Source organism: SAR324 cluster bacterium, from assembly GCA_015232315.1.
Classification (GTDB): Bacteria; SAR324; SAR324; order SAR324; family NAC60-12; genus JADFZZ01.
The window spans coordinates 275-15,699 of sequence record JADFZZ010000025.1; the positions used below are offsets into that span (position 1 = coordinate 275).

A 15,425-nucleotide genomic window follows, 5' to 3' on the forward strand; every position below is an offset into this window, starting at 1 on the left:
TTTTCCCGGAACATCAGGACAAGAAAGTCTATGGCATTCTCGCCGGAGTGGATGTTTCCCGTGATGTCAAAAAAAGAGCCGCGCAGGAAGGCGTCTATTTGGCGCTGATTCATGATGACCTGTTTGACCTCAAGGTTCCCGCACATTTCCAGCCCAGAGCGATCACCGCCCCCATTGCCAATCCGTATTGATTTTACTCTGCACTCGGCAGGATTCAGTCACGGATGGTAACAGGCAAACCATTCCGGATGCGTAATCCAGTCCTGTCTAAATTCTTCCAGTTTCTGGATGGTGCCAATGTCCTTCCAGTAGCAAGAGCCTGTGTTGAAGCAGCGAACAGGGTATTTCATATGACTGAGGCGGAGGTAAGTGTCGATGATGGAAAAAGAGCCTGATTCAGTCATGACAGGGAAAATTGAGGGTGAAATGACATGAATGCCGCTGAAGCCTGCTTCATACACCTTTCCTTCCGGAGGACGCGTCTGCACCCGGAGATCTTTTTTATAATAGTGAATGCCGCACAGAAAACCGGACTCATCCACGAGCAGGCGTGTTTGGGTTTCTCGTTCCTGAACACAGAGAGTGGCAAGATTCTGTGCTTGCAGATGATACTGATAGGCCTGCTTTAAATCGGCATTGCAGAAAATGTCGGCATTGTGCAGAAAAAATGGGGAATCGTCCCAGAAATCAAGGGTTTTAAGCAGTCCACCGCCTGTTCCCAGAATTTCCTCTTCATGCGAAGTTTCGATTTTCAGTCCATCGGCCGGACGGTTTTTCAGATATTGCTTGATTTGATCCGCAAGATAATGCGTATTAAGGATGACGGAGGTGACTCCCAGATATTTTAACCGCTGAATCGTCCATTCCAGAGCTGGAATATTGTCCACAGGCACCAGTGCCTTGGGAAGTGCTAATGTGATCGGTTGAAGTCGTGTGCCTTTGCCAGCGGCAAGAATCATGGCTTTCATAAGAAGGACTCCTCTTTTATTACCTGAAATCTGGCTTGTTCAGGGCTTGGTCAGATAAAGACAATTGTCAAAACGTCGATCGTTTTATGGGAGATCGTTATGTTAAAAAAAGTAGCTACGCGCACCATTGATGACCTGTTGTTTGATTTTTCTCCGCACAAAACCAAAGATATCAAACTTCGGGAGTTGTGTGAACGGATTTATTCGCTCTTTCAGCAATGTGCTTCTCCTAGTGGAAAAAATCTGGTGGAGGTTCTGGAAGACATCAATGAAACGCATTATCAGTATATTTTTGAAAAAATATGCCAGCATGTGCGGCAAAAGTATTATCATTCGCTGTCAGACGGTTTGAAGCAGAATCGAAGCTATGTCAAGGAATATGAAAATGAGTTTTTTCTGGCAAACTATCAGTCTTTACGAGACATTCTGGGGTTGTTCAAACTCCATGAAAACCATAAACGAATGCCAACCTATCTTCAAAAACGGGTTTCTGAAAAGATGGTCACAACCCTGTATGAAGAAATTATTCCCAAATCAAGAATTCTGTATACACATCGCCATAATCTGCTTCGTGCTCTGGATAACAAGATTGAAACCATTGAACTGATTGATTACCACTATGATGGCGAACCGATTCCCCTGTTCATCAAGAATATCTATATTCATAAAATCAATAAATTTCAGGGATACTCCATCAAAGTATGGGAAATCACTCCGGCCAAAGTGACTCAACCGACTCCGGTCTGTCTGATTCCCGGTGTTTCCGGCAATTATTTCAGTTTTCATTGTATTGGCAATAACAGCCTGGATTACCATCTGGTCAAGGAAGGCAGTCGGGTGTTTGTGCTGGATCACGATTGGGAAGGACATAATGCCAGCATGGATTTTTACGCGGAATATCTGATGACCGCCATCATTGATTTTGTGAAACACCGAACTGCCAGGTCACAGGTGATGTTATTGGGACATGGTCTGGGTGGTTCGATGATCCTGTTCAATCAGGTTCTCAACGCGGTTCAGCATCCTCGTTTGATTGATGCGGTCAAGGCGATCCTGCTGGTGAATACACCAATCACCATCAATTCCAATCATCCGCTGTTTAAAAAGTTGAAAAAAACGGCGGAATTTGCGGTGTCGATGCTGGATCGGCAAAAATATTTTTCAATCAAAAAAACAACGTCCTTGCTGGCGCGTTTCCCCGGTCTGATTTCGTTGCTGAGTGTGGATTTTCAACTCAACACAAAAATGGTGGAATGGGTGGAACAACAGACACAACAGCATTTACCCTGGGAGGGAAATCATTTTCAGTTCAATCCTTTCACCAATCATCCGCAGGCGTTGAAAACCCTGTTGGAACGGGGCATGACCGATCCTCCGCATATGGTTCTGAAACATTTGTTGCATATCCTCAACTCCGGAGTGGATGGAATGGTTTCTGCCAATTATGAGGAAGTTCACTCTGCCGCTGATGGAGAAATTAAAGACATTCAAAAAGATTGGGAACATGAATGGGAGCATAACACACCCTCCAGTCAGGTGTTGGGCATCAATTATACGGAAAATCTCTATCGCATACAGGGCAATGTTCCGATTCTGGCAGTTCATGCCTCTAACGATGTGCTGTGTCCTCCGTCCGGATTTCTCAAATATTGGGATTCCCTGCCACATCTCAACAAGCTTAAACTGGACAGTTCCCCCAGAGATTTCAGCAATCAGGAAAGCAATCTGCGGGAGATTGAGCGGTTCATTGAGTCTGGCCGTTGCTCCTCTGCCATCCATGTCACTGTTCACGAAGGTCAGCACCTGGATTCGTTGATCACGCAGAAACGTGTGTTTTCAACCTTCATTCACGCTGTGGAGCAATTGCCCATGAAACCTGAAGAGGCGGTGCGCAAGGAACTCAAGGTGTTTCAGGAATGGATGAACAAAGACATCAGTGTGGAGAAAAAACTGATTCTGACCAAGGACCTGTCTAATAAGATACGTGCTCTGGAACCACATTTTTTCATGAGTGAAACCATGAAAATCATTGATATTCTGCTTGAGGTTCTATTGCTGGAAATTCCTTTGCCGGGATATGACAAAATTTTTCAGGATCTCATGGTTCGGGGTGATGAACAGATGGCAGAGCCTGAAGAACTCAAACACAATGTTTACTGGTGTACCATTCAGACGATTATTTCCCTGGAACCTGATCCTCAGGAATTGATGGGGATTGTGCTGGAACGACTGCGGGAGGGTAAAAAACTGCCGGACGTCACAGTCAGAACATTTCTTGATCTGGGGTCCGCCTTGTATGACTATTCCCTCACCCGGAAAAAGGAGCTGACTCAGGCTGTCATGACTTTGTTTGAAGCGATTATGATGGAAGGCATTAAACATTCAAACAGCAAGGTGGCCCTGCATGCGGTGAGAGGTTTTTTTCACACCAGAAATTCAGATTTTATTCACAAGGGAATTGATCTCTACCTGGGGTTCCCCAAGGCCTGGAAAGATAAAACCCGTACTATTTATTGGGATGAAATCAATAAATTCATTTCAGAATCACTGCATCACACGTCTGAGGATATTGTTTCCAGCATGGAAGCCTTTCTCAAATTGTATGATGAAATTGGAACTCACGCAGAACAAAGCGGTGTGTGACTGTCATAATCCTGGAGCACCATGGAAGCAAAAAATTCTTACATCCAGTATCTTAAAGATGCGCAACCCGGTTTATGGCATTCGGTCGTGTCAGCCGCTAACGACGGCCTGATCATGGTGGATGAGGACAATGACGCGGTTACAGCTACCAATCGTTTGTTGCTGACTTATCCGGGGTTGCATGACGTTCTGTCATTTTTGCATGATCAATGGGTTGAGCAGTTTTTGGATGATCATGGAACACTCTCTACCCTCCTTCAGAATCTTCCTCAAAAAAAATTAGATTAGGCATTCCTATTTCTTTTCAAACTTGTTAAGTCTCAGTTTAAGGTGGGAACCGTCAGAGGTTCCCCGGTTGCGTTGAACACGCGTCAGAATTGTGAAACAGTTTCAGCCTTGGGGATTCGTTTTGTCGCCGGATGCTCAACGGGTTGGTTCTGTTTTACGGTTTCTACTCAATCATAACAATGGTGACAGACAGGATGAGTATGGAATTGGCTGAAAAAATGAAATCTCTTCTCAGTTTTGCCAATCTGCAAACAAGGATCGGTGAAACTCACAAGAATACGGGCACTCTGGGCTATGATCCCTGGGGGTATAACGAAGATAGATTGCGCCAGTTTGCGAAACTGGGACAATGGATCTATGAAAAATATTTCAGGACCGAAGCCTTTGGACTGGAAAATATTCCGTCCCAGGGACGTGCGCTGATCATTGGAAATCATAGTGGGCAGTTGCCGATGGATGGTATTCTCGTTTCTATCGCGCTATTGACCAATCCGCATGGATCCAGAGTTCCACGGGCCATGATTGAACGGTTTTTTCCCACAGTTCCTTTTCTGGGAAACTTCCTGAATGAGATTGGTGCCGTTGTGGGCGATCCGGTGAATTGTATTAAAATGCTACAGCGAGATGAATCTGTGATTGTTTTTCCCGAGGGGGTCGGTGGTTCGGGTAAACCCTGGAAAAAACGCTATGAATTGCAACGGTTTGGAACAGGTTTTCTCAAAATCGCGATTGAAACCAAGAGCCCGATTATCCCGGTGGGGATTGTCGGCTGTGAAGAAACAATCCCGTCATTGGGAAGTATTGACCCCCTTGCCCGAATGCTGGGGTTGCCCTATGTTCCGATTTCATTGCCGGTGATTCTGCCAGCAAAGGTCTATCTCCATTTTGGCAAACCCATGATGTTTGAAGGAGATCCCACGAATGAAACACGGCTCAAGGAAATGGTAGAGGAAGTTAAAAACTCAATCAGATCTTTAATTCAGGATGGTTTTGATAAACGTCAAAGGGGGCGTTGATTTATGGCACAACAAAATAAACCACAAATATTGATCACCGGTGCCGGTGGAGAGCTGGCTCATCGGGTCGCTGAAAAACTGAAAAAAAATTATGATCTCATCGGTGTCGATTTCCGTGATGATTCCCACTATGATGATGAACTGGTGAAATACCGTCTGGATTTTTCAAAGCGGGGATTTGAGGAAGTATTCCGCCATCATGAATTTGAAGGTATCCTGCACCTGGGACGTTTGCGCATGACTCAGAAAGACCGGTTTAAACGGTATAATGTCAATGTGCTTGGAACACAGCGTCTATTGGAACTGGGCCGCAAATATGGGGTGAACCATTCCCTGGTTTTGTCCACTTATCATGTTTATGGTGCCCATCCTTATAATCCGTCCTTGATTGATGAAAGCTTTCCAATGAAAGCCGCGAACTGGTCCTCGGAACTGGTGGATGGTGTGGAGTTGGAAAATCTGGTGGCCATCAACATGCTGCGTCATCGCCGATCCCGGGTGACCATCCTGCGCCCCTGCAATGTCATTGGACCGGGAGTGAAAAACCAGATCAGCGGGTTGTTGTCGCAGAAAAAAGCACCGGTGATTTCAGGGTATGCTCCACTGATGCAGTTCATCCATGTGGAAGATCTGGCCGAAGCCATCGCCAAAGCCTACTCAACCAATCACCCCGGTATTTATAATGTGGCAACTGAAGACTGGATTCCTTATACGCGGGCGCTGGAACTGGCAGGTTGTGAAACTTTTTCGATTCCATCCGTGCCGCCATTGCTGACGCGACGGATCTGTTCTGTGATGAAAATCAAAAATTTGCCACCGCACATGGTCAATTATTTCAAATATCCCATTATTCTGGAGAGTTCATTGTTCAATAAAACATTTCATTTTGAGCCTAAATATACTTTGGATGAGATGTTTGGCTATTATCGTGGACTTAAATCGAATCAAAAAGATTGAACAAGGATAAGCTCCTTTGCAAAAACGCACGATCGATCAGAGCGATTTTTTTAGACGCACGATCGTGAGTTTTCACGCTGGATAGCAAATCGAACAATGTTTCAACTTTCGTAGTATAATCCAGATTCGTCAACAGGGTTTTTTCTGATGAATCCTGTTGACGATTCAATCAGGTTTTTAAGGCTTTTATTTTATGTTTTCCAATCGAACTCTTACATTCCGGCATACATTGCTGTTGTTGTTTCCATTGCTGACAGCATTGATTTATTTTGGATTTCTGGCCTTTGACAGCGTCAGCGAATATTTAAAACTCCAGAAAATTGTTCCCGTCACTGATAATTTGCATCCAATGCATCAGGTGGTGCACGGGCTACAGGATGAACGAAAACAGACGTTTCAATTTTTACTGGCCCACAACAGCCCGGACATGCAATCTTTGAAAATCCTTCAAAAAACCAATGATTCTCTGATACAAAATTTGATTGGCGGTCTTCGTCAGATGGAACCTTTTCTCAACAATAAATCAAAAACTGATATTCAAAAAATCATTTCAACACTGGATTCGCTTCACGGTTTAAGAAAGCAGGCACTATCGCGGTCAGTCTCAGCCTCAGAATGGTATGAGGGGTCTGATAAAATCATCCATCAACTGCTTGAGTTTCAGCTTGAGGTGGTGAATCTCGAAATGAGGGATATCACCCGTGAGTTTTATACCTATATCAGTGTTCTGGAAATCATGGAGCGACTGAGGGGGGAACAGCTCCTGCTGTATGCGGTGTTCCTCAATCAAACGCTTCCAGTGGGAGGGTATGAACGCTTTCTGGCCTTAGTGAATGAGCAGGATATTTATTGGCAGTTGTTTGAAACCTTTGCCGGGGATTCAACGATGGCAGGGCTTGGGCGAATTCTCACTCCGGAAACTTTGAATCCTGTGGAAGTCGGTCGAAACGCGTTCATTCAGGGAATTGCCGAACAACGGTTTGAATATTCTCCGGATGACTGGTTGCGAGCCTGTGAAGAACGTATCATGGCTCTGGATAATCTTTTTGAACAAATTGAACAGCATTTGAGCCTGCGGGTTCATCAGGACATGAGTAATCATTTCCGGCATAACCTGATACTGCTGTCGGTTGGCGCCCTTACCCTGTTGGGGATAATCATTTTCTCCGTTAAATTAACACGTTCCATGATTGAGGATTTGAGCAGGGATGTGTTCACACTGAACAGAACGACCGATCAATTACAAACTGCCTCGGCGATGCTTGCAGAGTCCAGCGAAGAACTGGCCAGAGGATCCATGTCCCATTCCTCTTCAATTGCGCATGTGTCAACCGCGTTGGAACAGATTGCCAATCATATCCAGGATAATGCCAGAAATTCACGTCAGGTTCAGAAAATGGCGGATCAATCTGAATCTGAAATCAGCACCTTGTCCGCAACCATGACACTGCTGAAAGATTCCAGCGGTAAAATTTCAGGAATCACCCAAACCATTGACGATCTGGCCTTTCAGACCAATATTCTTTCACTCAATGCCGCCGTGGAAGCGGCCCGTGCGGGAGAACTGGGGATGGGCTTTTCTGTAGTGGCTGATGAAGTTCGAACCCTTGCGCTTAAAAGTGCGGAAGCGGCCAGAGATATTTCATCCTGTATCGAAGAAAACGTCATGAAAACCATTGATGGCGTGGACATCACCGCCAGAGTGATTTCTTCTTTCAAAAATATCAACAAGCACATTGCTGAAATTGCGACAGCCTCTCAGGAACAGACACAAGGTATCACGCAAATTCATACATCCATTCTGGAAATGGATGATTTCACACAGCGTAGCGCCGCGACAGCCGAGCAGAATTCAACGGCGGCATCAGAGTTGTCCATGCAGGTGCTTCAGTTGCAGGGCTTTGCTGAACGCCTGTTGAGGCTTTTGGGGTTAGATGTTGAGACAGCCAATTCCCAACCACCTGCGCCCTCTCCCAGGGATGAGGCTGTGATTTCCCTTGATTTCCATTCCGATCCATCCTCCTGACTATGCTTTTCTGACAAAACCCTGTTTTGTGATTGTAATTTAATAAGGTTTTAAAAAATTTTCTTTTGTCAGAAAAACTTCTTGACAGTCAAAAAACCACTATTACTATCTCATGGATAATGCGCGAGTGAATTAGCCGCCATTGTTTTTTACGGAACAGGTGACAGAATTATTTTTGGATGTTGCCGCAACATGGAGTGTGTTTATGAAAGTTTATGGATATATCAGGCTGAACGAACAGCGAGCCCCTAAGACCAGTTTTTTATCTCTGGAAAAACAAACTCAGATGATTCGGGATTATGCCGCTGAGCATCAGTTAGAGTTGGAAGAAATTATTGAAGATTCTGAGGTCACCAGTGCTTCTCTCAAAATGCCGGGAATTCAAAAAGTACTGGAACTCGCACGAAACCACGAAATGGATGCGTTGATCATTGCCCGAATGGATCGGGTGACCCGAACAGTCCGCCTCTTCAATGAATTTTTGGAAAAGATTCATATCAAACATAAAGTTCGGTTTATTTCTGTTGAGGAAGAGCTTGATTCAGGGACTGAAAGCGGCGCTTTGGCAATGAAAGTGATCAATATCATCGGGAAATGGGATCTCAAAATGATTTCAGACCGGACCAAGGATCTGATTGAACGCAAACGTGAGGTGGGTGAGAGTGTCGGACATGCGCCCTTTGGTTACGTTTATCTCCACAAAAAATTGGTGCCCCATATACCAGAATTGAAAATCGTGCATTTGATCCTGGAAAAACGTGATAATGATTCATTGAGTTATCACAAAATCGCACGCTACCTGAACGAGCACATGATCCCCTCCAAACGTGGCGGTAAATGGTATGCGGAAACCGTCAAAACCATTTATGAAAATCCACTGTATAAGGAACAGGAAATCGCGAAAATTATTCAGGCTTCGTGATCATAATTCTCATTGATCCAGCTTTCAGTGAGAACATGCCAGATCCAGCACTTTGTAAGCACCCTCATACACACCGGCCTGCTTCAGTTTTTTGATATTGTGCACATATCGCTGGAGCAATCCGTCTTCCTGTATCAGCAGATCCAGGGTTGGAAAGAGCAGGGCATTGCTGTCACACTCAATCGTACTGTCTCCGATTTCCGCGCCACGGATCGCCCCCCATTTTTCATGCCCACCGACTCGTTTTATAAACAGTTTCGGGATCGGATAAAAGGCGAGTTCACTGGGTTTGGTGATCAGTAAATCACTGATGCGCATGAGCAGATTTGTGGTATAAACGGCTGAAAAAATATCCTTGTTTTTGAACAAGTAGATTCCCTGGAGTTTTTCTGATTGTGCCATGTCCAGAAATTCCCGCACTTTCTCCAGATTATCAAAAACCTGATGCGCTGATCGGCTTTCTTCCGGAAATGCTTTTTGGAATTCAGACCAGACTGCATCGTGGTCGCCCATATTCAGCAGAATCGCGACTTTTTTCTGCTCAATGGCGGGCTTCAGATAGCGGATGATTTCCACCACAGTATCCATCTGGGCACCAGCGCCACCAATAGAAAACAGCAGTCGCCGTTCCTGCCTGTTGCTGATTCGGTCAAGGCGTTGGTCACAATCATGATCAAGATTGCTCACCAGTTCGTGATCGACATAATGTCCAGTCATTTGAATGTCTGATTCCGGCATGGGTTTCAAGGGCTGGTTGTCCGCTCCCATTTCTCTCAGCAAGCGATATCCCAGATAGGCGGATTCACTCTGAACCGCATGAATGCTGCCTTCTGCCAGATGCAATCCCATAGGCCAGTTGTCGGGAACAACATTGACCACATGTTTCATTCCCGCGGCCAGGGCGGATTGTGCGGCCCAGGCATGACAGGCAACCACCGGCATCTCGTTGGGCAATGTTTTGTAAATGGAATTCATCAATTGAGTCATGTGCAGATCTGCCGCATTATAGGACAGTTTCTTGAATCCCTCATAATTCAGGGGTTCCCAGTAATATTTGTTGAATGGTTCTATTTTTTGCGAAAGGCGGGATCCCAGAGAATAAAGTTGATTCAGCATGTTGATGATTCTGGCCCCTGCCGTCTTCTCGAAGGATAGCAGATCAAACCAATAGGGTACCAGGCCTCTGGATTGTGCGACCGAAGCGATAGCCATGGCAATCCGGTAGTGTCCATATCCCATCCGAATAGTTCCCAGCAGGACACCACGTTCCCTGTCAATTGGCGATCCGTGATTTCCAATTTCCACCTGCTGAATTCCGAGCATATCAGACAGCACTGTCGGCGTTGATGACAACGAGTAGGAAATATCAGGATTGTAGCGGAATATTTTTGAGAATAATTGTTTTTGTCGATTCGCCTTTTTAACGGTTTTGGAATCAATCGGATTTCCGTAAATATGCATTTCCTGTTTTTTCATAAAACACTCGTGATATGGAATTGAAGAATATTTTTAAATTTGATCAATGGTCAATGATGTCATTCAGACTGGAACAGTATTCTTGCTGAATTATGCTGATTGCCGTAGTTTCGTTTATCAGATTTAATGAATCAGTTGAGCTTCCAGGGCTTCTGCCAATTGACGCAATTGTTCCACGCTCTTTCGTTGTAATTCTGCAGTCGAAGTTTGAGGTTGTTTGAGGATGGATTCAAAGGCATGAATTTTCCCAATCCATTCGCCTTTTTCAATTCCCTGTTCAATTCCCTGTTCAATTCCCTGCTCAATTCCCTGCTCAATGCCTTTCATGGTACCAATTTGAATACCTTCCTGTAAAATGGCGTCTCGAATCATGATTCCCTCTTGTTTTTTAGTCAGTGTTTCAATGATGAGGTTTTTTTCCTCTGGCTGGATGTGGGCGTAACGATCCACAAAATCCATATATTTTTCAAACATCCGTAAGCTCAATACTCCTGATAGCTGAGTATAGGTCTTTAGGGCTATATCTAACCGTTCCTCTGGCCGATAGTCAAGTGTCGGTACCAGAATGTTGAGCACTGGATTGTTACTTTCCAGTGCTTCTTTTGCGGACATGTCCTTGAGTTTGATCTTTTTGAAACGGAACAGCATCCACAAATCCCCCCACAGTTCGTTGCGGATTTCTGTCTGGATGTCTTTTCGCCATTTGCGCTCATCCGCAAAGATCACCATCGGAATTACCGGGATATCGCCAAACTGCTCCATGACATCCAGAGTGTAATGGGCCAGTTTGAAAATGCTGAAAGCGGCTTTGTCGCGCTGATGTTCGATGAGCACAATCAGCAGTTGCTGATGCTCAAAGGTGTATTGCACCGGCACATCCAGTTCCCGGCCTTCATCGGATAACCACTGTTTTTTCATTTCCTGACGGATGAAATCGACCTTGATGATCTTGCCAAACCGTTGCTCAGCTTCAGGCAGTAGCCAACGCAAGGTGTCTTCGGGAAAATCAGTGATCAAGTTCTTGAATGAAGGATCATGCTGGATGGAGTTGCTTTTATCAGATTTGCTTTGGTTACGTGGCATGAAAATGTCCAGGCAGGAGGAATCATCCGAGTTTAGTGTGAACCTGTTATAAAAGCTGAAACTGGGAGGATCAATTCTTTTCTGCTTCAGAAACGGGATGATTCAGTTATATGGTGTTTAAGGCGGAATTTTGGGATTCTATGGTTTGCCAGACGTTTTGAAATGCATGTCGCAATAAATTTGCAAACGTTTGGGCGAAATGGGGGCAGGGGTTTTGATTTCGGGGGCAAACAGAGTGATCCTGAATTCTTCCAATAGCCAGCGGAACTCTTCAAGAGCGGTAGTCTGGGCAGATGACAGGGATTGTGCTTTAATTTCTTCATACCGGGTTTTCCAGGGATGCCATTGCTGATATTTTTCGGCGTCCTTGGTGGCGTTGAAACTCATGCGTTCTAGGCGGATCTTGATGGCTCGTAAATATTGAATCATACGGGGCCAACGGCTATAGGGCACTGTTTTCAGAAAATCAACAGGCATCAATGCTTCAAAATGGTTCAGCAGATCTTGTCCGGCCCCGGTTGCCTGTAATTGTTTCAAGTGGGCATACACGATCAGACGTGTTTCCTGGCCTTGTCGGAGCAGTTGTTCCAGGCGGGGAGAAAAATCCGTGGAAATGGATTTCAGCTTCTGGAATGCCTGCTGTTTTCGGGTTTCATATTGCTGACGATTTTCGATCCAGTTGCTATCAGTCACATGCTGTCTGATACTGAATCTGGCGTATTCCTTGAGTTGGCTGAAACTGCCAAACATCGCATACAACGAACTCAGGGATTTCAGATCGTTCAGGTCTTTTTCCATCCAGGCCAGGTCTTTTCCCAAATCCTTGAGCAACAAGGAACCCAATGCTGGAATGGTAGACTGTCGTGCATCCTCCTGTTCATGAAATAAAGTACGGTGAATGCCCTGCTCATTTTCCAGCAGACCGGGATAGGCATACAGTGGAATTCCCTGAAATATTCCAAGTTCAATCTGTTTGGGCAATTGCTCAAACGACCAGGTTCCAAGCATCGGAATTTCCCATTCTTTCAATGCCTGTTGCCAGATTCCCAGCGATTCTCTCCGGTTGCTGTCAGACCAGAACTGCTCCCGTTCTTTCCTGTGTTGGTCCAACATTCCCACAATGTTTCGGCCTTCCGCGATGACCTGTTGCCTGTCATTCAGAATCTCAATTCTCAGTTGCAGATGAACAGGCAGACGAGACATGTCCCATTCCGCAGGATCAATTTGAACTCGATACAGCTTATGAATCTGTTGACTGAGTGCTTCAGCAAAAGTCTGAGCGGTCGGACTCATGTTTTCAGCCAGGGTTTTGGCGGTTTGAGGAATCGGCACAAACAGTTTACGCAGGGCTTTGGGCAAAGCTTTGAGCAGATACAGAATTTTTTCTTCCCATTGACCGGGAATGAGCCATTCCAGCATGTGGGGTTGGATGTGCGGTAGCAATTGTTCTTCAATTTTCAGAGTCGCGCCATCTTTTTCCTGCATGGGCAACATCCGGTAGGTCAGTGGCAGTTCCGCGCCGCCCAGATTCCAGGCGTCAGGAAACGCTTCAGCGGAAGCGTCCAGCACCGGTAGCATATCGTCCTCTTTCATGAACAGAAAATCAGTTTCTCCGGCATGGCGTTTTTGTTTGATGAGGCGATTGAGATCATGAAGGGAAAAAATATTGTACAGCCGTTGCTGATAAAACTGTTCCTGGGCCTGCTCCAGATCATATTCCAGATTCTTGCGGATTTTTGCCCCCTGGCTCAGCAGTTGGTGTTTCAAGGCCTGATTGTGGCGATAAAATTCATGGTTGGACTGAAGTTGTTCTTCCACGAGTCCCTGACGGATAAAAATCGCGGTGGCTTCCGCGGGGTTCACCTTGCCATAGGACACATTCCTTCGGGGCACGATGGTCAGTCCATACAGCGTGACTTTTTCTGTGGCGAGAACCCTGCCTGATTCCGGATCAAAGCGTCCATCGGAATAGCTGTGTTTGCAGAGCGGACCTCCCAGCGGTTCCAGCCACTTCACGTCAATGTTGGCCACCGTGCGGGCAAACAGACGGGAAGTTTCCACCATTTCAGCGGCAACAATCCATTCTCTGCCATTTTTATACACACCGGATCCGGGAAAAATAACGAGGGATTTGCCACCGGCCCCCTTGTATTCCTGTGTTTCCTGTTTTTGGGCAATACCGCTCAGATAGCCGCTCAGGATCGACATATGAATGGCTTCATTGTTGGCGGGTTGTTCGTTCAACTGGATCTGCCGTACCTCTTCCAGAATAGACCGGAGTTGCTGGTACAGATCTCGCCATTCCCGCATTCTTGGAAAGGATAAAAACCGTTCCTTGCAGAATTTCCGCATTTTTCGTTCACTGGCAAGGTTTTCCCATTCCTCGTGATAGGCGTTCCACAGATTGAGCAACGTGATGAAATCAGAATCCTTGTTGGAAAATGAGGCATGGATCTGGCGTGATTTTTCTTTTTGTTCTTCCGGATATTCACGGGGATCCTGAATGGAAATGCCACCCGCGATCACCAGAATTTCATGCAGGGCTTTCTGTTTTTCCGCTTCCAGCAACATACGGGCAGTGCGCGGATCAATCGGCAGACGAGCCATTTCCTGTCCCAACCGGGTGAGTTGATTCTGTTCATCCACAGCGCCCAGATCCTGTAAATCCTGAAAGCCTTGCCGAATGAGTCGGGTTGAAGGGGGATCCACGAAAGGGAATGATTCCACCGGACCGAGTTTCAGGGACAGCATCCTCAGCACCACCCCAGCGAGATTGGAACGCAAAATTTCAGGTTCGGTGTAAACCGGACGGTTTTGCAGGGTTTCTTCAGAATAAAGCCGGATACAGACTCCTGATTCCACGCGCCCGGCACGTCCGCTACGCTGGAGCGCACTGCTCCGGGAAATGAATTCCACCGGCAGTCGCTGGGTCTGGTTTTTCGGGTTGAATCTGCTGATTCGGGCCAATCCGCTGTCGATGACATACCGGATTCCGGGAATGGTGATGGAGGTTTCGGCGATATTGGTCGCCACAATCACTTTTCGTGAGGAAGACGGATTGAAAATGGCCTGTTGATCCTTGTTGGAAAGACGACCGAACAACGGCAGAAACACCACATTCTGTTTATGAGAACTCAAACCGCTCACCACTTCGCGGATCTCCCGTTCTCCGGGAAGAAATGCCAGAATATCGCCTTGCCAGGTAGTGTTCAGCAATTCCCGGATGGTGCGGATCATGGCGTCTTCCATCGAGATTTCCCCTTCATTTTCCTGTGCGGCGTCAAACGGGAGATATTCAATCTGAACCGGATACATCCGTCCTGAAACCTCCAGCACCGGTGCCTGATCAAAAAAATCAGAAAATCGTTGGGTATCAATACTGGCGGAAGTGATGATCAGTTTCAGGTCTGGACGTTTGGGCAGGAGTTGTTTGAGGTATCCCAGCAGAAAATCAATGTTGAGCGATCGTTCATGGGCTTCATCAATGATGAGGGTGTCATACGCATTGAGAAAACGGTCTCCTTGCGTTTCTGCCAACAGAATACCATCTGTCATGAATTGAATGAGGGTGTTGCCCGAAATCTGATCGGCAAACCGGATTTTGTAACCAACGACATCGCCGGTGTTTCCGCCCAGTTCACGAGCCACCTGGGCCGAAATGGAGGTGGCCGCGACACGGCGAGGCTGAGTGCAACCGATTTTCCCGAAGATCCCTCGTCCGGCTTCGAGACACATTTTGGGAATCTGGGTGGTTTTGCCTGAACCGGTTTCACCCGCGATGACCAGCACTTGATGTTTGTTGAGATTTTCCAGAATCGCTGTGCGAAACGCTACAATGGGCAAAGCGTGAGGGTACGTGAGGTTCGGACTTGCCTGGAGTCGTGATTCTGCAATTTTTACGGAACGTTCAATGTCCGCTTGAAGTTGGCTGATTTTATCGGGATGAGATGGATGTTTCTGGAGGTTTCGGAGTCTGGACCGCAGTTTCCAGCGATCCAGAAGCATGGTTTTTTCAATGCGGGTATTGATTTCGTCGAACATGGTCC

General features: G+C 46.2%; 11 protein-coding genes. 7 read left to right on the plus strand and 4 right to left on the minus strand.

Annotated elements, in window-relative coordinates; genetic code table 11:
• A partial coding sequence (locus HQM11_15125; protein ID MBF0352363.1) for a hypothetical protein occupies positions 1-191 on the plus strand: 191 nt, incomplete at its 5' end.
• Positions 192-218: 27 nt separating this feature from the next.
• Here the strand turns inward: HQM11_15125 and HQM11_15130 are convergent.
• On the minus strand, positions 219-968 hold the full coding sequence (locus HQM11_15130; protein ID MBF0352364.1) for a nucleotidyltransferase family protein: 750 nt from the start codon (positions 966-968) through the stop codon (positions 219-221).
• 99 nt (positions 969-1,067) lie between these two features.
• On the opposite strand from HQM11_15130, the gene HQM11_15135 reads away from it, so the two are divergent.
• The 6 genes from HQM11_15135 to HQM11_15160 all read left to right on the plus strand — a co-directional run bounded on the left by HQM11_15135 (position 1,068) and on the right by HQM11_15160 (position 8,820).
• Complete coding sequence (locus HQM11_15135; protein MBF0352365.1) at positions 1,068-3,611, plus strand: alpha/beta hydrolase; 2,544 nt, start codon at positions 1,068-1,070, stop codon at positions 3,609-3,611.
• Between the two features lie 21 nt (positions 3,612-3,632).
• Positions 3,633-3,899 (plus strand): hypothetical protein, encoded by a 267-nt coding sequence (locus tag HQM11_15140; GenBank protein MBF0352366.1) that lies wholly within the window; start codon positions 3,633-3,635, stop codon positions 3,897-3,899.
• 200 nt (positions 3,900-4,099) lie between these two features.
• Positions 4,100-4,915 carry an acyltransferase family protein gene (locus HQM11_15145; protein ID MBF0352367.1) on the plus strand — a complete coding sequence of 272 codons (816 nt, stop codon included), beginning with the start codon at positions 4,100-4,102 and terminating at the stop codon, positions 4,913-4,915.
• Between the two features lie 3 nt (positions 4,916-4,918).
• On the plus strand, positions 4,919-5,872 hold the full coding sequence (locus tag HQM11_15150; protein MBF0352368.1) for an NAD-dependent epimerase/dehydratase family protein: 954 nt from the start codon (positions 4,919-4,921) through the stop codon (positions 5,870-5,872).
• A 193-nt stretch (positions 5,873-6,065) separates the two neighbouring features.
• Positions 6,066-7,898 carry a nitrate- and nitrite sensing domain-containing protein gene (locus HQM11_15155; GenBank protein MBF0352369.1) on the plus strand — a complete coding sequence of 611 codons (1,833 nt, stop codon included), beginning with the start codon at positions 6,066-6,068 and terminating at the stop codon, positions 7,896-7,898.
• 205 nt (positions 7,899-8,103) lie between these two features.
• The gene (locus HQM11_15160; GenBank protein ID MBF0352370.1) at positions 8,104-8,820 is read left to right on the plus strand and encodes a recombinase family protein; all 717 of its coding nucleotides are present in this window, start codon (positions 8,104-8,106) and stop codon (positions 8,818-8,820) included.
• Positions 8,821-8,844: 24 nt separating this feature from the next.
• On the opposite strand, the gene HQM11_15165 is transcribed toward HQM11_15160, so the two are convergent.
• The 3 genes from HQM11_15165 to hrpA form a co-directional block, all read right to left on the minus strand.
• Positions 8,845-10,296 carry a hypothetical protein gene (locus HQM11_15165; GenBank protein MBF0352371.1) on the minus strand — a complete coding sequence of 484 codons (1,452 nt, stop codon included), beginning with the start codon at positions 10,294-10,296 and terminating at the stop codon, positions 8,845-8,847.
• Positions 10,297-10,419: 123 nt separating this feature from the next.
• A complete protein-coding gene (locus HQM11_15170; protein ID MBF0352372.1) occupies positions 10,420-11,379 on the minus strand; it encodes an Rpn family recombination-promoting nuclease/putative transposase in 960 nt (319 codons plus the stop codon).
• A gap of 138 nt (positions 11,380-11,517) precedes the next feature.
• Positions 11,518-15,420, minus strand: coding sequence for an ATP-dependent RNA helicase HrpA (gene hrpA, locus HQM11_15175; GenBank protein ID MBF0352373.1), 3,903 nt, complete (start codon positions 15,418-15,420; stop codon positions 11,518-11,520).
• Positions 15,421-15,425 lie beyond the last annotated feature (5 nt).

Excerpts from the sequence above, each read along its gene's own strand:
- HQM11_15130 (MBF0352364.1), bottom strand. The coding sequence starts at position 968 with ATGAAAGCCATGATTCTTGCCGCTGGCAAAGGCACACGACTTCAACCG.
- HQM11_15135 (MBF0352365.1), top strand. The coding sequence starts at position 1,068 with ATGTTAAAAAAAGTAGCTACGCGCACCATTGATGACCTGTTGTTTGAT.
- HQM11_15140 (MBF0352366.1), top strand. The coding sequence starts at position 3,633 with ATGGAAGCAAAAAATTCTTACATCCAGTATCTTAAAGATGCGCAACCC.
- HQM11_15145 (MBF0352367.1), top strand. The coding sequence starts at position 4,100 with ATGGAATTGGCTGAAAAAATGAAATCTCTTCTCAGTTTTGCCAATCTG.
- HQM11_15150 (MBF0352368.1), top strand. The coding sequence starts at position 4,919 with ATGGCACAACAAAATAAACCACAAATATTGATCACCGGTGCCGGTGGA.
- HQM11_15155 (MBF0352369.1), top strand. The coding sequence starts at position 6,066 with ATGTTTTCCAATCGAACTCTTACATTCCGGCATACATTGCTGTTGTTG.
- HQM11_15160 (MBF0352370.1), top strand. The coding sequence starts at position 8,104 with ATGAAAGTTTATGGATATATCAGGCTGAACGAACAGCGAGCCCCTAAG.
- HQM11_15165 (MBF0352371.1), bottom strand. The coding sequence starts at position 10,296 with ATGAAAAAACAGGAAATGCATATTTACGGAAATCCGATTGATTCCAAA.
- HQM11_15170 (MBF0352372.1), bottom strand. The coding sequence starts at position 11,379 with ATGCCACGTAACCAAAGCAAATCTGATAAAAGCAACTCCATCCAGCAT.
- hrpA (MBF0352373.1), bottom strand. The coding sequence starts at position 15,420 with ATGTTCGACGAAATCAATACCCGCATTGAAAAAACCATGCTTCTGGAT.